A 17,497-nucleotide genomic window follows, 5' to 3' on the forward strand; every position below is an offset into this window, starting at 1 on the left:
CTGGGCTCACTCCTCGGCGAGCAGCCCCTCGCGCAGCTCGGCGAGGGTCCGCGAGAGCAGCCGGGAGACGTGCATCTGGGACAGGCCGAGCCGCGCACCGATCTGCGACTGCGTGAGCTCCTCGCCGAAGCGCAGCGACAGGATCCGCTGCTCACGCTCGGGCAGCGCGGCGATCAGCGGTTTGAGGGCCTGGAGGTTCTCGACGGCCTCGAACCCGTGCTCGACCATGCCGGTCCGGGCCGCGAGCGCCCCCTCGCCGTCCTCCGGGTCGCTCTGCGCGTCGGTGGACGAGCAGTGGTAGCCGTTGGCCGCCGTCAGCGCCTCGGTGACCTCCTCGACGCTCTGCCCCAGCCGGTCGGCGAGTTCGGCGGGTGTCGGGGCGCGGTCGTACTCGGCGGCGAAGGCGTCGGTGGCCCTGGCCAGCTCGACCCGCAGGTCCTTCAGGCGGCGCGGGACGTGCACCGCCCAGGTGGTGTCGCGGAAGAAGCGCTTGATCTCGCCGCTGATGGTCGGCACCGCGAAGGTGGTGAACTCCAGGCCGCGCTCGACCTCGAAGCGGTCGATGGCCTTGATCAGCCCGATCGTGCCGACCTGGACGATGTCCTCCATCGGCTCCGGGTTGGCCCGGAACCGGGCGGCGGCGAACCGGACCAACGCCATGTTCAGCTCGACCAGCGTGTTGCGCACGTACGCGTACTCGTACGTGCCCTCCTCCAGCTCGGCGAGGCGCCGGAAGAGCACCCTGGACATCGCCCGCGCGTCACCGGTGCTGACGCTCTCCGCCGCCGCGAGTACGGGCAGGTCGGTGGGCGGGCCGGGCGGCCGTCCGCCGCCGGTGGGCGGTGCGGCGACCGGTCTCGCCGGGGGTGCGGCGGTCGGGTACCTGACGTATCGGACGTTCCGGGCTGCCATGAGTGGTGTCCCCTCCACGGTCGGCTTGTGGCCTTCGACGACTGGGACGTTGCTCGACTGCCCACGGTACGCCCACCGGTGCGGGTCGATCGAGATCTCCCTGCTCGGGGCGTGGTTGAGGGCCTGGGCGGCGGGCAGTCGTAGGAGTATCGCGGCCCTGCGCACGAGCGCCGGCCCAGGGCTGACCAAGGGCTGACCGACGGCTGAACCAGGGGCGAGTGAGGGTGGACGAGGCCAGATGAACACCAGCCGGACCGAGCGGCCACTCCCACGGCCCGCGCCCGTGGGACTACCCCGGGGCGGCCAGGTCCGCCGGCTCGCGCTCTTCGACACCCGGGGCGTGGTCGCCCGGTGCCGGGACTTCACCCGCCGGGCGCTGCACGACTGGGGCTGGCTCCCCGCCGAGGACGCGGAGCGCCAGGCGGCGGCCGACGACGTGCTGCTGCTCGTCTCGGAGCTCGTGACGAATGCCTGCCTGCACGCCGGCGGGCCGCAGGAGCTCCTGCTGCGCGGCACCGCCGACGCCGTCCGGGTGGAGGTGTCCGACGCCAGCCCGGTCCCCCCGCAGCCCCGGGTGCCGCACCATCCCGGGCGCCCGGGCGGTCACGGACTGCACACCGTGGCCCGGCTCTCCCGGCAGTGGGGGGTCACGGTGCGCGAGGACCAGAGCGGCAAGTCCGTCTGGCTGGAGGTCACGGCCCCGCCCGCTGATCGCTAGGCCATCAGGGGGAGATCCGCATCAGCGGCGTGCGGTCCGCGTCGAGCAGGTCGACCCGGCTCGGCGGGACCTTTCCCTGGCGGGTGAAGTAGTCGCGTATCCGGACCGCCGCGCGCGGCAGCCCGGTCGCCAGGGCGGCGGGCACCGGCGCGTCGGACATCCAGTGGATGTAGAGCACCCAGCCGTCGCCGTGCTCGGTGGTGCGCTGCTGAGCGGGTTCCACCTCGGTGGCGAGGTCGCCGAGGAGGTCGAGCACCACGGCCATGTCCTCGCCGTCGATCCGCGCCTGGTTGAGCTCCACCAAGAGTTCCGTCATCGAGATCCCTTCAGGGTCCTGTCGACTGTGTACGAGGGCCGGCGGCCGGCGGCCGGCGGAGACCACGGCTGCCCCTGCGATCCTGCCCAGCGCCCGGCAGCTCTGAACGGCCCGGCCGCCGCCAGTCTCGGACGGTCCGTCAGCTTCGTTGCCGGGACGGTGACCTGAGCTCCCGCTACGGGCCGTCGATCTCCTCGGTCAGGGTGGCCAGGAAGGCGTCCCACGGGATTCCCCGCCCCTCGGCGCCGCTGGGCACCGCCTCGTAGCTGGCCCGCAGGAAGGCCCGCACACCGTCGGTCGGGAGCATCAGCACCGCCGAGCCCTCCGGCACCCGCAGCTCGATCACGGTGCGCCCCGGATCGTAGGGACGCACCCGGACGTCGCCCGCCCCGGCCACGGTGTTCACCCCCGTCGCCAGCAGCTCGCGGCTGAAGACCCAGACCACCGGCTCGCCCTCCAGCGCGTGCTGGGCGCCGAAGGCCAGCGTGACGGCGTACGGGTCGCTGCTGCGGTACGTCAGTCTGCTGTCCAGGCGTGGCGCGCCCGGTGCGACCAGTAGGGCGGGGAGCTGGCTGTCGATCTCGGCGCGCATGGCGGTCCTCCTGGCGGGAAAGTACGCCGGACCGCATCCGGCGCTAGGCAGACCCGGCTACCCGCATTGGGCCGCACCATGCGCGGCCGGCGCCGGTCCGCTCCGCCCTGGACCGGGCCCGGCTGCGTCGAGTGCCCGGCAGCGGGTACCCGGATGGCATGGCATTCATCCGAAAGCGCCGTGTCCCCGACCCGACACTCCCGAGCGCGGCGGTCCCCGAGGAGGGATCCGACGCGACCGATCCGGCGCGGGCGCTGGCCGCTCTCACCGCCGAGGCCGAGCGGTGGCCGGACACCGGCCCCGACCCGACGGCCGGCCCGCAGGCCCCGCCACAGGCCGGCCGTGGGCGCGCCCAGGCGCTGGCCGGCGGTCTGACCCGGAGCCTGGCCAAGGGCTTCGACCGGGGCGGACGCCGGGCGGCGCAGAGCGCGAGCAGCGGAGCGCGCGGGCTGACCGACCGGCTGCTGGCGACCGCGCCCCGGATCCCCGTGCGGGACCTGGCGACCCTGCGGGCCCAGCATCCCAACGCGCTGGACCCCGAGACGCTGGCCGACCGGCTGGTGCTCGGCGCCTGCCGGGCGTCGGGCGCGGTCGGCGCCGGCATCGGAGCCGCCGCGATGGTGCCGACCCCGCCCGCCATGCCGGTCGAGATCGCCACCGAGACGCTGGCGGTGGCGGCCGTGGAGATCAAGCTGATCGCCGAGCTGCACGAGGTCTACGGCATGCGCGCGGCGGGCACCACCGCCCAGCGGTCCGCCGCCTACATCTCGGCCTGGGCCAACCGGCGCGGCATCGACGGGATGAGCCTGGTGCGCCCGGCCGGCATCATCGCGATGGGAGCGGGCTCGCAGGTCCGGCGGCAGGTCCGCAGGCGCCTCGCCCGCAGTTCGGTGCGCTCGCTACCGGTCCTGGTCCCGTTCCTGCTCGGCGCGGCCGTCGGCGCGAGCCTCAACCGGCGGGACACCCACCGGCTGGCCCGCGAGGTCCGGGCCGACCTACGACGACGGACCCCGCCCGACCAGGCGTACTGGTCCCGTCCGGCCGGATAGCGAGAGGACGGGGAGTACGGCGGGTCGCACGGGGTCCGTGCGGCGCTGCCCGGGTGGGCGCGCTGTTACGCCGAGGCGCTGGTGCGGCGCGGCGCGGCGCTACGGGAGCCGGCGGACGAGCCCCGCGAGGAACCCGACCCGCCCGACGCACCGGAGCCGCTGCCCTGGCTGCGGCCCGCGTAGGCCGGACGGCTGCGGCGGTTGCGGCCCGAGGCGGAGGCGCCGCGGCGCGGGCGCTCGACCACCGGGTCGGCGACGACCACGGGCACGCCGGTCGGCACGCAGGCGCCGGTGATCCGGGCGAGCTCCGAGTCACCGGAACGGACCTGGGTGGACTCCGGGGTGATACCGGCGGTGGCCATCATCCGGGCCATCCCACGGCGCTGGTTGGGCAGCACCAGGGTGACCACGGTGCCGGACTCGCCGGCCCGGGCGGTACGGCCGCCGCGGTGCAGGTAGTCCTTGTGGTCGCTCGGCGGGTCGATGTTGACGACCAGGTCGAGCCCGTCGATGTGGATGCCACGGGCGGCGACATTGGTCGCGATCAGCGCGGTGACCTGGCCGTTGCGGAACTGCTCCAGGGTGCGGGTGCGCTGCGGCTGGGACTTGCCGCCGTGCAGCGCGGCCGCCTTCACGCCGCTGGCGAGCAGGTCGAGCACGAGGCGGTCGGCACCGTGCTTGGTGTCGGTGAACATGATCACGCCGCCCTCGCGGGAGGCGATGTGCGCGATCGCGGCGTTCTTGTCGTGGCCCTGCACGTGCAGCAGGTGGTGCTCCATCGTGCTGACCGTGGCCGCCGACGGGTCGACCGAGTGCGTGACCGGGTCCTTGAGGAAGCGGCGCACCAGCTGGTCGACATTGCGGTCCAGGGTGGCGGAGAACAGCATCGTCTGGCAGTCCGGCGCGACCTGCCGCAGCAGCTCGGTGACCTGGGGCAGGAAGCCCATGTCGGCCATCTGGTCGGCCTCGTCCAGCACCGTGATGCAGACCTCGTCCAGCCGGCAGTCGCCGCGCTCGATCAGGTCCTTGAGCCGGCCCGGGGTGGCCACCACGACCTCGGCGCCACGGCTCAACGCCTGCGCCTGGCGGCTGATCGGCATGCCGCCGACCACCGTGGCCATCCGCAGCCGCACCGAGTGGGCGTACGGGGTGAGCGCCTCGGTGACCTGCTGGGCGAGCTCGCGGGTGGGCACCAGCACGAGGGCCAGCGGCTGGCGGGGCTCGGCCCGGCTGCCGGCCGTGCGGGCCAGCACGGCGAGGCCGAAGGCGATGGTCTTGCCGGAGCCCGTACGGCCGCGGCCGAGCACGTCACGACCGGCCAGCGCGTTCGGCAGGGTGGCGGCCTGGATCGGGAACGGCGAGGTGACACCCTGCCGGACCAGCGTGGAGAGCAGGGCGTTCGGCATGTCCAGCTCGTCGAAGGCCTCGACGGCGGGCAGCGCCGGGGTGGTGCTCACCGGCATGGCGAACTCGCCCTGCGGTGCGCGCGACTGGCGGCTCGGCGGGCCGGAGGCGCGACGAGCGCCGCCACCGTAACCACCCGAACCGCCGCCCGAGCGGGAGCCGTAGCCGCCGCCCGAACCGCCGCCGTAACCACCGCCCGAACTCCCGCCGTAACCGCCCGAACCGCCGCCGGAGCGGGAGCCGAACTCACTGCGGGTGCCCGAGCCGCCGCCGGTGCGGGAACCGGACCGGGTTTCGGAGCGTCGGTAGGAGGAACCAGTAGAGCGATTCATACGAAAACCTTCCTCAGATGGCACGTCTCCGGGAAGGCTCCGCGGCCCAGGGCCGTACGGAGATCGCAAGAACGAGCCAGTGTGAATGCCACGACGGGGCGCTTACAGAGCGCAGCGTGGAGCGGCACGGACGCGGCGTGGAGCTGCGTGTCCGGCGCTGGATACGGCAAAAATGCCGAGGGCCCGCTCCGTGCATTCGCGCGGTGCGGGCCCCTGCTGCGCGGCGGGTGCCTGTGCAGAGAAAAAATTAGAGCGGACGAATGTTCTCGGCCTGCGGGCCCTTCTGGCCCTGCGTGACGTCGAACTCGACCTTCTGGCCCTCGAGCAGCTCACGGAAGCCCTGGGCGGCGATGTTCGAGTAGTGGGCGAACACGTCAGCGCCGCCACCGTCCTGCTCGATGAAGCCGAAGCCCTTTTCCGCGTTGAACCACTTCACGGTGCCATTAGCCATTAAATATCTCCTTCAAGGGTGACCGGAATCCGCAGTGTGCGTACTCCGCGTCGCCGCGATGGTGATCCATCCGGGGAAGAGCCGGGAAAACAAAAAGGCGCCTAGCGGTCACAAACCAGCAGGCGCACACAAAGTTCATGGGAACCACAACTGCAACTAACACGACTGTAGCAGGCCGGAAGCCACAACGGGAGGATTTCCCCGCCGCCTCCGTGGGCGAAGGTCCGGGGCGGCGCGGCACAATGACCGCGATGTCCCGAGCCGAAGTCGACCGCCCACTCGGTGACGACACCTCAGCAGAGCCGGTCCGTAGGATCGTTCAGACCCCAGCGCCGACTCCGCGACCAGGAGGACTCCCCGATGACCCCCGACGCACTCTTCGACGACCTCGCGACCGACCTCGCCCCGCTCGGCGCCACGGCGGGCACGATGTTCGGCAAGCGCGCGCTCAAGGCCCACGGCAAGGCCTTCGCCTGCCTGAAGGACGACCGGCTGGCCTTCCGGCTCGGCGACGGAAGCCCCGAACACGCCGCCGCCCTCACCCTCGACGACGCCGAACTCTTCGACCCGTCCGGCAAGGAGCGCCCCTTCAAGGACTGGGTCGCCGTCCCCGCCGCCCTCGCCACCCAGTGGCCGCTGCTGGCCGAAGCCGCGCTGCGGACCGTCACCCCCTGAGCCGCCGCGGCCCCTCCCGGATCAGGCCGCGTCACACGCCGTCATGATCCGGACACGGGAAGTCCGAAATCCATGCCATGGATTGCCCGGGAGGGTCGTTGTCGTAGCCATGACGACTCTCCCACTGGCCCCTGAAGCACCGTCCGCACCCTGCGCACCGGGTACGGCCGACGAGTTAACCCGACTGCTCTTCGGCGACGACCGCGACCAGGTGCACACGCCCTGGCGCAAGTTGACCGCGACCGCGCCGTTCCGCCGGCGCGAGGGGCTGAGCCGGGCCGAACGGCTGGCGCGGTCCTACGAACGGCTGCGGTTGATCCACGAGGCGGTCGGGTCGGCCGAGGAACTGGCTTCCGATCCGTACCGGTTGACCAGCCTGCACGAGTGGACCGGGCCGATCGACGCCGGGTTGGCCACGGTGGCCGGCATCCACTACAACCTGTTCCTGGGCAGCCTGCTGGACCACGACCCGCAACGGCTGCGTGCGGTGGACGAGTTCACCGAGCTGCGCCGGACCGGCACCTTCCTGTGCACCGAGCTCGAACACGGCAACGACGCAGCGGCGCTGCAGACCACCGCCACCTACCGGCCCGACCGGCGGACCTTCCTCCTGCACACGCCCACCGCGGGTGCGCAGAAGTTCATGCCCAACACCAGTGCGGCGGGCGGCCCCAAGAGCGCGGTGGTCGCGGCGCGGCTCCTGGTCGACGGGACGGACCACGGTGTCTTCCTCTTCCTCACCCCGCTGACCGACGACGCCGGCGCCCTGCCCGGCATCCGGGTACGGCCGCTGCCGGACCGGATCGGCGCGCCCGTCGACCACTGCCTGACCTCCTTCGACAACGTGGTGCTGCCGTTCGACGCGCTGCTCTCCGCGGACCACGGACGGCTGACCGAGGACGGGACCTTCAGCAGCACACTGGGCAGCCGACGCAAACGTTTCCTGCGGGCCATCGGCCGGGTCACCCTCGGCAAGTTGTGCATGAGCGCGAGCACGCTGGGGGCCACCCGCACCGCGCTGACGATCGCGGTCCGCTACGGGCACCACCGCCGGATCGGCGGTGCGCGGGCCCTGGAACGCGTACCGGTCTTCGCCCACCGCAGCCACTACGCGCCGCTGACCGGCGCGCTGGCCACGACCTACGCGATGACGCTGTGGCACCGCACGCTGGTCCGGGACTGGGCCGAACACGTCGCGTCCCGAGGCGGGCTGACCGCCGGCCAGGAGGGACAGGCAGGCCAGCGGCAGGAGCGGCTGGAGCGCCTGATCGCCGTCGCCAAGGGGTGGAGCACCTGGGAGTCCCGCGGCATCATCATCGAGTGCCGCGAACGCTGCGGCGCCCAGGGCCTGCTCCCGGTCAACGGCATCACCGAACTCGCCGCCGACGCCGAGGGGGCGATCACCGCCGAGGGCGACAACCTCGTCATCTGGGCCAAGGCCGGCGGCGAGATGCTGTTCGGCCACGAGCTCACGGCCCTCACCCCCCTGCCGCCGACGGGACGCGACCTCGCCGACCCCGCGTTCCTGCGCGACCTGCTCGCCGCGACCGAGCACCTCTGGCACACCCGGGCCCGCGCGCAGCTGCGCGGCGGGCCCGCCGGCAACCCGCTCGCCCGCTGGAACACCGCCGCCTCCCCGGCCCTCCAGCTGGTCGCCGCGCACGCCCAGCGCCAGGCCGCCGCCGCCCTGGCGACCGCCGCCGAGGACGCCGCGTCACCCGACGCCCGCGCCCTGTTGCTCGACCTGTACCGTCTCTTCGCGCTCCAGCGGATCGCCCGGCAGAGCGGGGACCTGCTCGCCGAGGGCTTTCTGACGGCCGACCAGGTCCGGGAGTTGCCTGTCGCAACGGACCGGCTCACGGCACGTCTGGCCGACCACGCGCTCGACCTCGTCGCAGCCCTGGACGTCCCCGAGGAACTGCTCGCCGACATCCCGATCGCCAACGCGCACTACACCGCCGCCTTCGACGACCCCGACGGTCCCTGGCACCGGACGGCGCCGGTGCCCGCTCCCCGGTAGAGCGCCCGCGACCCGGGATCCGGCGCCGTCAACGCGGAGTATGAACATCGGGCCTCGGGATCAAGAACGTGTCAGTACCGGGCGGCAGCGCGGTCGGCCCGGGCATACCGTCGCTGTGTACCCGCACCGACCGACCTACGGAGGACCTCCCGTGAACGAGCCTCGGAGCCGCGGCGCGGCTGACTCGGAGCCCTTCGAACGCGTCCCGGCCGGACCGGTGGAGCAGCTGCTCGTACCCGTCCGGTCGGGGCCGCTGGGCCACACGGCCCGCATGTTCCGCACGCCGCTGGGCGACCGCACGGCCGTCGCCTTCAGCACCGAGGCGCAACTGACCGCCGCGCTCGGCCCGGCCCAGGCCTGGGTGCTGCTCGCCGAATCCGCGCTGCGCGCGCTCGCCGAGCCGCTGGGCGTCACCCGGCTCACCGTCGACCCGCAGTTCGTCGCCGCCGCCCCGCGCCCGCTCTCGTCCGGGCCCGACTGCCGCGAGGCCCGTCCGCGGCCCGCCGCGGCCCCGCGCCCGCCCGCTGACGCCACCCCCTCCCCCGCGCCCGCCCGCTGACGCCACCCCCTCCCCCGCGCCCGCTCGCCAGGCCTGCTCCCGCTCACAGCGGCAGGCGGTACGGCAGCATGCAGACCACCACGTCCGTCCGGGCCCGCAGCACGGTGGCGAGCAGGATGCCGCGCTGGTTCTGCAGGATCTGGTACCGGCGGTGGCGCGGCTCGACCTCGGGGATCAGCACGGCGATCTGCCGCCCGCTCTCGGCCGTCCGCTGCACGTAGTCGACCACCGGTTGCACCAGCGAGCGGTGCGGGCTGTCGATGATCTCCAGCCGCACCCCCGGGTCCCACTCCTCCCAGCGCGCCCGCAGCTCGCGCACGGCGTCCGGGTTGCCGTGCACCGCGACCGCGACCACCTCGCCGCCCAGCGCGAGCGCGGCGGTCAGCGCGTACGAGGTCAGCTTGTTGACCTCGCCGATCGGCACGATCACCAGGCCGCTGCCCTGCTCGCGCCGGGTCGGCCGGGCCGGGATCAGCCCGATCCCGAGCTCGGCCCCGACCGCGTCGTAGTAGTGCTGGACCCGGGTGAACAGCAGCATCAGCAGCGGTACCGCCAGCACGACCACCCAGGCGCCCTCGACGAACTTGGAGGCCAGGAAGACCAGCGCCGCGACCGCCGTCAGCACCGCCCCGACGCCGTTGACCGCGGCCCGGCGCAGCCAGCCGGCCGGCCGCTCGCGCGCCCAGTGCCGGACCAGGCCGACCTGGCTGATCGTGAAGCCGATGAACACCCCGATCGCGAAGAGCGGGATCAGCCGCTGGGTGTCGGCCTGCACCACGACCAGCAGCAGCGCCGACAGCAGCGCCAGCGCCAGCACGCCGTACCGGTACACCGGGCGCTCGGCGCGCAGGCCGAACAGGTGCGGCAGCCGGTTGTCGCGGGCCAGCAGGCTCATCAGGACGGGCAGGCCGCCGAAGCTGGTGTTGGCCGCCAGGCCGAGGACCAGGGCGACGATCACGTTGGTCGCGTAGTAGGCCCACCCGCTGCCGTACGCGCCGGCGGCCAGCTGCGCCAGCACGGTCACCCCGCCGCGCGGGGCGACGTGGTCGCGGCGGATCAGCACCGCCAGGCCCACCAGCATCAGCCCGAGCAGCGCGCCGAGCATCAGTTCGGTGCGCTGCGCCCGCTTCACCCGCGGCTCGCGGAACGCCGGGACGCCGTTGGCGATCGCCTCCACCCCGGTCAGCGCCGAGCAGCCGGCCGCGAAGGCCTTCAGGACGAGCAGCAGGCCGAGCGTCTCGGTGACCGGCACGGACTGCTCGGTGCCGACGACCGCCGCCGGATGCGACCGGAACAGGCCGAGCACCACGATCCCGAGCACGGTCGCGATGAACAGCACGGTGGGCAGCATCAGCACCCGGGCGCTCTCGGCGATGCCGCGCAGGTTGACCACGGTGATCAGCAGCAGTCCACCCAGGCAGACCGCCACCAGGTGCCCGCTCAGCGCGGGGAAGGCGGAGGCCAGGCTCGCGGCGCCGGCCGCCAGGCTGACGGCGACGGTGAGCACGTAGTCCACCACCAGACTCGCCGCGGCCAGCAGGCTGACCGTCGGTCCGAGGTCCTTCTTGGCCACCGCGTAGGCGCCGCCGCCGTCCGGGTGCACGGCGATCACCTGGCGGTAGGAGACCACCAGGACGGCGAGCAGCCCGGCGATCGCCAGGGTGATCGGCAGCGTGGCGCCCAGGGCGCCGGTGCCGGCCGCGACCAGGACGACCACGATGGCCTCGGGCCCGTAGGCGACCGAGCTCAGCGCGTCCAGCGACAGGGCGGCCAGGCCCTCCACACTGCTCAGGTGGTCGCGGCCACCCTCGCCGGGGAGCAGCCGGACCCGGGGGTCCAGCTCGCGTCGTGACAGTCCGTACGCCATCGGGGTGACCTCGCTCAGCCGGGAACCGGGGTGGTGGTGGGGCGAGGGCCAGTCTGCCCGGGGTCGCGACGTTCACTCAGACGACGCGACGGCAGGTCGAGGCGGCGGCTCTACGGGCGCCGGGGCGTTGCTCCGACGGCGTTGATCGGGCGGCGTTGATCCTGCGTTGATCCCCGACTGTCATAGTCGTGCCACCGGTTGGGGCCTCACCCACACCGTGGACTCTGGAGGCTGAGCCGTGGGCAGAGGAATGGCAACGATGACGCATCGGGGCACGTCGGGCGGCCTTCAGCTGCGAACCGCGCTGGCGATCGCCGCACTGGTCGCGGCCCTGGTCGGGACGGTCGGCGCGGCGGCGGCGCCGCACGGCGACGTCCGGACGGTCTTCACCCCGCTGCAGAGCTGGAACACCACCGGCGCGGAGGCTCCGCCGCAGCCCGGCCCGCGCTTCCCGGCGATGCTGCCCTGACCCCAGGTCTCGCCGCGCCGTCAGAGCCGGAGCAGCCCGAGTGCCCCGATCAACTCCCGGACGTCCGCGGCGTCCGGCAGCCCGAGCCCGTCGAACAGCCCGTGCGCCTGTTCCAGGCTGGCCCGGGCGTGCTCCAGGCTGCCGAGCTCCACGAGGACGCGGCCGAGTGCCACCAGCGCGTGCCCCTGGTCCCGGGCGGCGCCGGCCTGCTCGCAGATCCGCAGCGCGCGCTCGGCCTGCTCGCGGGCCTCGGGCAGCCGGCCGACGGCCCGCAGACTGTCCGCCAGGCGGGTGCGGGCCTGGGCCTCGCGGTCCGGCATCAGGGCCTCGACGGCGACCGCCAGGCACCTGCGGTACCAGGCGATCGCGGTGTCGTAGTCGCCCATGGCGTGCCGGGCCAGCCCCAGCACGTAGAGGGGGTAGGCCGTGCCGGCGAGGTCGTTGATCCGGCGCAGGTCCGCCAGGACGCCCTCGCAGGCGGGCACCGCCTCGGCCGGGTGGCCGCTGCGGACCAGCGCCAGTGCGGCGTTCACCGTGGTCGCCATCTCGCCTGAGCGGTGGCCAAGTTGACGGGCCAGCAGGATCGCCTCGTCGTAGTGGACGACCGCCTCCTGGTAGCGGTGCTGGAGGTAGGCGATCATGCCGAGGTCGTTCAGCGCCTGGCGCAGCACCACCACGTCCCCCGCGCTGCGGCAGGCGTCGGCCGCCCGCCGCTCGGACTGCTCGGCCTCGTCGAGCCGGGTGGCCCGCAGGGCGATGGTCCCGGCCAGGAAGCGGGCCCGGCCCTCCGCCTGGGTGTCGCCGCACTGCGCCGCGCAGCGGGCCAGCAGGTCGGCGGCCGGCGCCAACCGCCCGTACCAGGCGTCCTGTTCGAACGGGCAGAGCGCGATGAGCAGGTCGACGGCCATCCGCAGCCGACGGGCCTCCGGGGCGGGCGCGCCGCCGGCCGCGGAGGCCGGGACGGCCAGCGCGTTCTGGGCCGCCTGGACCGCGAGCGCGACGGCGCCCTCGGACTCGGCGGCCACCCAGGCCCGCGCGGCGGCGAGGTCGCGCAGCCCCAGACCCGGTGCGCCGAGCGAGCCGAGCACCCCGGCGACGGGGTCGCCGGGTATCGCCAGCTGGAACGCCTCGCAGGCGGTGGCCAGCAGGAACTCCAGCAGCCGCCCGAACGCCAGGGCCGACTCGTCCGGCTCGTTGCGGGCCCGGCTGCGGGCGAAGGAGCGCAACAGGTCGTGGTAGCGGTAGCGGCCGGGGGCCGGCGACTCCAGCAGGGCGATGTCGACCAGCGCCTCCAACAGGTCCTCGGCCTGCGGCTCCTCGACGGCCAGCGCGGCGGCCGCGGCGCTCAGCCCGATGTCGGGTCCGTCGAACACCGACAGCATCCGGAACACCCGTCCCTGGGCGGGCGTCAGCTGCTGGTAGCTCAACTCGAAGACCGCCTCGACGGTCAGTTCGCCGATCCGCAGCTCGTCGATCCGGCGCTGCTCGTCGGCCAGCCGGTTCATCAGCGTCTGGACCGTCCAGGACGGCCGGGAGGAGAGCCGGGCGGCCGCGATGCGGACGGCCAGCGGGAGGAACCCGCAGCTCCCGACCAGGTTGAGCGCGGCGTCCCGCTCGGCGGCCAGCCGGTCGGGGCCGATCACCCGGCCGAGCAGGCCGACCGCGTCCACCGGGTCGAACACGTCCAGGGTGGTGTGGAAGGCGACGGGCAGCCCGACCAGCCGCGGGCGACTGGTGACCAGCACCGCGCAGTTGGAGGAGCCCGGCAGCAGCGGACGGACCTGCGCGGCGTCCCGGGCGTCGTCCAGGACGACGAGCAGGCGGCGGTCGGCCGTCAACGACCGGAAGAGCGCCGACCGGTCCTGCACGCTGCCCGGCAGCCCCTCCGCGGACAGGCCGAGCGCCGTGAGGAACCCGGCCAGTACGTCGCCGGGGTCGGCCGGCACGCCGTCGCCGCCGTGCAGGGACGCGTAGAGCTGACCGCCGGGGAAGTCGGCGCGGACGCGGTGCGCGACGTGCAGGGCCAGCGTGGTCTTGCCGACGCCGCCCATCCCGGCGACCGTCACGACGGCGAGAGCGTCACGTCCGTTCACCGTCAGGGCTGCGACCAGCTCGCCGGCCGGGGCTGCCCGACCGGTGAAGTCCGCCGCGCCGGGAGGCAGTTGGGACGGGCCGACCGGGCCCTCGGAGGACTGACCGGTGCGCGGATCGGGCGACCCCTGCTCGTCCTGCCGGCCGACCAGGGCGGGGAGCGGCGGCTGCGGCGGGTTCGCGATGTGCGGGAGGGTCACCGCCCCGGCGGCGCCCGGCCTCCCCCGGGGTTCCGGCGTCTGCGCGACGGCATCGGGGTCGGCGTCGGAGTCGGAGTTGGCGTCGGAGTCCAGCGGCTTCCCGTCGTCCGGCAGCTCCAGGGCGTCCGGCAGCTCCGCGGCGTGCCAGGCCTCCGTCTCCTCCACCGCCACCCCGGCGACCGCCAGCGGTGACGGCCCGCCGAGGGCGGGGTCGCCGGCCAGGATCTGCCGGTGCAGCTGCTCCAGCTCCGGCCCCGGCTCGATCCCCAGCTCCGCGACCAGGTGGCTGCGCGCACCGCGGTACACCGCCAACGCGTCGGCCCGGCGCCCGATCTGGCACAGCGCGCGCATCAGCAGCGCGTACGGCCGCTCGCGCAGCGGCTGCGCCACGGTGAGCTCGGTCAGCTGGTGGACCACCAGGGCGGCCTGGCCGAGACCGAGGTCCAGGTCGAGCCGCTCCTCCGTGAGATCCGCGCGCAGCTCGCCGAGTTCGGCGCGCTGGCGCTCGGCGAACGGTCCGGGGATCCCGGCCAGGGCCTCGCCCCGCCAGAGTCCGAGCGCCCGGTCGCGCAGCGCCGCGGCCGCCTGCAGATCGCCGGCCGCCTGCTCCTGCGCCGCCCGGGCGGTCAGCGCCACGGCCTGGCGCGCGTCGATCATGCCGTCCGCGACCACCAGCTCGTAGCCGTCCCCGGCCGAGACCAGCACCCGGGCCTTCGCCCGGTCCTCCTCCAGGATCCGCCGCCAGCGCCAGGCGTAGGTCCGGATGGTGGCGGTGGCGGCCTGCGGCGGCTCCTCGCCCCACAGGGCGTCGATCAGTTCGGCGATACCGGCGCTGCGTCCGGGGCGCAGCAACAGGGTGGCGAGCATCGCCTGCTGCTGAGGGGATCCGGTGCCCAGAGCGACTCCGCCGCGCTCGACGCCCATCGGACCGAGCACTGTGAACCGCAGCGCGTCCCCCATGTACTGTCCCGCCTCCCCACACGCCCGCCCCCGGTCGATCAGGATAACGGCAGCTCCGCCGTTTTCCAGGGGGTGATCCGGCCCCGGTCGCGCCCCGCCGGGCGGCGCTACGACCGCCCGGGTTCACCCTTCCGATCAACGTCCGTTCAACGTCCGAACGTTCATTCGGCCGGTCCGCGGGCCTCGTGGTGAGCCCGCGTAGATCGACCCCCGGCTACCGTGGCGAGAACGCAGCCCGGAAGCGACCCGACCTCATCGGATGGGAGCCCATGACCATGCACCACGTGCTGGAACAACCCGTCAGCACCGCCTCGATCGTGATTCGGATCCACGCCGACGACCCGATCACCAGAAGCGGAGCGGCGGGCCAGCTGCGCCACGTCCCCGGCATCTACCTCGCCGACGACGACCACGGGCCGGAGAACGCGGTCACCCTCGTGATCACCGAGAACCTGGACGACACCGCACTGGCCCGCCTGCGCCGACTGGCCCGCGGCGGCGCCGGCCGGGTGGTCCTGGTGGTCGGCCGGATCTCCGAGGTACAGCTGATGGACGTCGTCTCCGGCGGAGTCGGCGCCGTCGTCTGGCGGCACGAGGCCGACCAGGAACGACTGCTACGCGCGGTGCGGGCCGCCGCCCAGGGCGAGAGCGACCTGCCCGCCGACCTGCTCGGCCGGGTGCTGCACCAGGTCGGCCGGATGAAGCGCCGCAGCGTGGACAGCCCCGGCTGGGCCACCACCGAGCCGACCGCGCGGGAGACCGAGATCCTGCGGCTGCTCGCCGACGGCCTGGACACCTCGGAGATCGCCCGCCGGCTCTGCTACTCCGAGCGGACCGTCAAGAACGTGCTGCACGGCATCACCACCCGGTTCCAGCTGCGCAACCGGGCCCACGCCGTCGCCTTCGCCCTGCGCGAGGGCTACATCTAGACCCTCGTCGCCGTCCTCGGCGGGCCCCCGCCGCCCGGAAGGCCTCCAGCGCGGGCGGCGCGGGCGAAATACCGGTACGGGCCGCCCTGCCACGGCCGATAGAATAACGACAGCCCGTGGCGTCGAGCACCTCCCCGGTGACGGCGATGCGCGGGCCGGACGTATTCGCCCGGCGACGGTCGCCTACCAGCACCCCGTGCTCCCGGAGCCCGGCGCCACCTACATGAATGGGAGCTTCCCAGGATGGCTCGACACCTGATCACCAGCGCGCTTCCCTACATCAACGGGATCAAGCACCTGGGGAACATGGTCGGGTCCATGCTCCCGGCGGACGTCTACTCCCGCTACCTGCGCCAGCGCGGCCACGACGTGCTGTACATCTGCGCCACCGACGAGCACGGCACCCCGGCCGAGCTGGCCGCCAAGGCCGCCGGCCTGCCGGTGGACGAGTTCTGCGCGCAGCAGCACGTGGCGCAGAAGGCGATCTACGACGGCTTCGAGCTGTCCTTCGACTACTTCGGGCGCAGCTCCTCCGAGCAGAACCGCGAGATCACCCAGGAGTTCGCCCGCGAGCTCAAGGCCAACGGGTTCATCGAGGAGCGCTCGATCCGGCAGGTCTACTCGGTGGCAGACGGCCGGTTCCTGCCGGACCGCTACATCGAGGGGACCTGCCCGCACTGCGGCTACGACAAGGCCCGCGGCGACCAGTGCGAGAACTGCACCCGCCTGCTTGACCCGACCGACCTGATCAACCCGCGCTCGGCGATCAGCGGCAGCACCGAGCTGGAGGTCCGCGAGACCACCCACCTCTTCCTGCTGCAGTCCAAGCTGGCCGGCGAGGTCGAGGCCTGGATCGACGAGCACGGCAAGGACTGGCCGACGCTGGCCTCCTCGATCGCCCGCAAGTGGCTGACCGAGGGCCTCAACGACCGGGCGATCACCCGTGACCTGGACTGGGGCGTGCCCGTCCCGGCCGACGTCTGGCCGGAGCTGGCCGCCGAGGGCAAGGTCTTCTACGTCTGGTTCGACGCCCCGATCGAGTACATCGGCGCGACGAAGGAATGGTCCGACGAGGACCCGGCCAACCGCGACTGGAAGTCCTGGTGGTACCAGGCCGACGACGTCCGCTACACCGAGTTCATGGCCAAGGACAACGTCCCGTTCCACACCGTGATGTTCCCGGCGACCATCATCGGGACCCGCGCGCCGTGGAAGAAGGTCGACTTCGTCAAGGCCTTCAACTGGCTGAACTACTACGGCGGAAAGTTCTCCACCAGCCAGCAGCACGGCATCTTCACCAACGCCGCGCTGGAGCTGCTGCCCGCCGACTACTGGCGCTACTTCCTGATGGCGAACGCGCCGGAGTCGGACGACACCAGCTTCAGCTGGGAGATCTTCTCCTCCACCGTGAACAAGGACCTGGCGGACACGCTGGGCAACTTCGTCAACCGGGTGCTGACCTTCAGCACCAAGCGGTTCGGCGAGAGCGTCCCGGCGGGCAGCCCGGCGGGCGAGGCCGAGCAGCGGCTCGGCGAGGAGATCGCCGGCCTGCTCGCCGAGTACCAGGACCACCTGGACACCCTGCAGTTCCGCAAGGCCGCGCAGGCCCTGCGGGCGCTGTGGAGCGCGGGCAACTCCTACCTGGAGACCAAGGCCCCCTGGATGGAGATCAAGACCGACGAGGCCGGCGCCGCGCTGACGCTGCGCACCGCGATGAACCTGATCCACCTCTACGGGACGGTCTCGGCGCCGTTCATCCCGGCCACCAGTGCGACCATGCGGGCCGTCTTCGCGCCCGGCGTGACCGAGGAGCCCGGCTGGGTCACCGCCGAGCAGGCCGCCGCGCTGGACTTCGTCGCGGCCGGTACGCCGTTCACCGTCCCGCCGGTGCTCTTCGCGAAGATCACGGACGAGGACCTGGCCGCCTGGCGCGAGCGCTTCGGCGCCCAGTAG

At 73.5% G+C, this 17,497-nt stretch carries 15 protein-coding genes; 8 read left to right on the forward strand and 7 right to left on the reverse strand.

All coding sequences use genetic code 11. The features are described from left to right. Nucleotides 1-6: 6 nt before the first annotated feature. Nucleotides 7-912: a SigB/SigF/SigG family RNA polymerase sigma factor gene (locus BS80_RS31570; protein ID WP_063772129.1), complete on the reverse strand. Its 906-nt coding sequence runs from the start codon at nt 910-912 to the stop codon at nt 7-9. A gap of 238 nt (nt 913-1,150) precedes the next feature. Between BS80_RS31570 and BS80_RS31575 the strand changes: the two genes are divergently transcribed. After that, on the forward strand, nt 1,151-1,630 hold the full coding sequence (locus BS80_RS31575) for an ATP-binding protein (protein ID WP_035804646.1): 480 nt from the start codon (nt 1,151-1,153) through the stop codon (nt 1,628-1,630). Between the two features lie 4 nt (nt 1,631-1,634). Here the strand turns inward: BS80_RS31575 and BS80_RS31580 are convergent, their stop codons facing one another. Further along, nucleotides 1,635-1,946, reverse strand: a complete 312-nt coding sequence (locus tag BS80_RS31580) for a hypothetical protein (protein ID WP_035804649.1) — start codon at nt 1,944-1,946, stop codon at nt 1,635-1,637. A 175-nt stretch (nt 1,947-2,121) separates the two neighbouring features. Continuing rightward, on the reverse strand, nt 2,122-2,538 hold the full coding sequence (locus BS80_RS31585) for an SsgA family sporulation/cell division regulator (RefSeq protein WP_035804651.1): 417 nt from the start codon (nt 2,536-2,538) through the stop codon (nt 2,122-2,124). Nucleotides 2,539-2,696: 158 nt separating this feature from the next. Between BS80_RS31585 and BS80_RS31590 the strand changes: the two genes are divergently transcribed. After that, nucleotides 2,697-3,587: a hypothetical protein gene (locus tag BS80_RS31590; protein WP_157536719.1), complete on the forward strand. Its 891-nt coding sequence runs from the start codon at nt 2,697-2,699 to the stop codon at nt 3,585-3,587. A 65-nt stretch (nt 3,588-3,652) separates the two neighbouring features. Here the strand turns inward: BS80_RS31590 and BS80_RS31595 are convergent, their stop codons facing one another. Both BS80_RS31595 and BS80_RS31600 read right to left on the reverse strand, forming a co-directional pair. Continuing rightward, complete coding sequence (locus BS80_RS31595; protein WP_051967472.1) at nt 3,653-5,323, reverse strand: DEAD/DEAH box helicase; 1,671 nt, start codon at nt 5,321-5,323, stop codon at nt 3,653-3,655. A gap of 247 nt (nt 5,324-5,570) precedes the next feature. Continuing rightward, nucleotides 5,571-5,774, reverse strand: coding sequence for a cold-shock protein (locus tag BS80_RS31600; RefSeq protein WP_035804653.1), 204 nt, complete (start codon nt 5,772-5,774; stop codon nt 5,571-5,573). Between the two features lie 360 nt (nt 5,775-6,134). Between BS80_RS31600 and BS80_RS31605 the strand changes: the two genes are divergently transcribed. The 3 genes from BS80_RS31605 to BS80_RS31615 all read left to right on the forward strand — a co-directional run bounded on the left by BS80_RS31605 (nt 6,135) and on the right by BS80_RS31615 (nt 9,028). Then, nucleotides 6,135-6,449 carry a hypothetical protein gene (locus BS80_RS31605; protein ID WP_035804655.1) on the forward strand — a complete coding sequence of 105 codons (315 nt, stop codon included), beginning with the start codon at nt 6,135-6,137 and terminating at the stop codon, nt 6,447-6,449. Between the two features lie 109 nt (nt 6,450-6,558). Then, entirely contained in the window at nt 6,559-8,469 is a 1,911-nt protein-coding gene (locus BS80_RS31610) for an acyl-CoA dehydrogenase family protein (RefSeq protein WP_083975604.1), read from the forward strand. A gap of 151 nt (nt 8,470-8,620) precedes the next feature. Further along, the gene (locus BS80_RS31615; RefSeq protein ID WP_063772131.1) at nt 8,621-9,028 is read left to right on the forward strand and encodes an SAV_915 family protein; all 408 of its coding nucleotides are present in this window, start codon (nt 8,621-8,623) and stop codon (nt 9,026-9,028) included. A gap of 43 nt (nt 9,029-9,071) precedes the next feature. Here BS80_RS31615 and BS80_RS31620 read toward each other — a convergent pair whose 3' ends face one another. After that, entirely contained in the window at nt 9,072-10,895 is a 1,824-nt protein-coding gene (locus tag BS80_RS31620; protein WP_035804657.1) for an APC family permease, read from the reverse strand. 259 nt (nt 10,896-11,154) lie between these two features. Here BS80_RS31620 and BS80_RS31625 point away from each other — a divergent pair, with 259 nt between their 5' ends. After that, nucleotides 11,155-11,364: a hypothetical protein gene (locus BS80_RS31625; RefSeq protein ID WP_035804658.1), complete on the forward strand. Its 210-nt coding sequence runs from the start codon at nt 11,155-11,157 to the stop codon at nt 11,362-11,364. 20 nt (nt 11,365-11,384) lie between these two features. On the opposite strand, the gene BS80_RS31630 is transcribed toward BS80_RS31625, so the two are convergent. Next, nucleotides 11,385-14,615, reverse strand: coding sequence for an AfsR/SARP family transcriptional regulator (locus BS80_RS31630; RefSeq protein WP_232246728.1), 3,231 nt, complete (start codon nt 14,613-14,615; stop codon nt 11,385-11,387). A gap of 269 nt (nt 14,616-14,884) precedes the next feature. Between BS80_RS31630 and BS80_RS31635 the strand changes: the two genes are divergently transcribed. Beyond that, nucleotides 14,885-15,544: a helix-turn-helix transcriptional regulator gene (locus tag BS80_RS31635; RefSeq protein ID WP_035804659.1), complete on the forward strand. Its 660-nt coding sequence runs from the start codon at nt 14,885-14,887 to the stop codon at nt 15,542-15,544. A 243-nt stretch (nt 15,545-15,787) separates the two neighbouring features. Further along, nucleotides 15,788-17,497 (forward strand): methionine--tRNA ligase, encoded by a 1,710-nt coding sequence (gene metG / locus BS80_RS31640; protein ID WP_035804660.1) that lies wholly within the window; start codon nt 15,788-15,790, stop codon nt 17,495-17,497.

This window comes from Kitasatospora mediocidica KCTC 9733, from assembly GCF_000744225.1.
Classification (GTDB): Bacteria; Actinomycetota; Actinomycetes; order Streptomycetales; family Streptomycetaceae; genus Kitasatospora; species Kitasatospora mediocidica.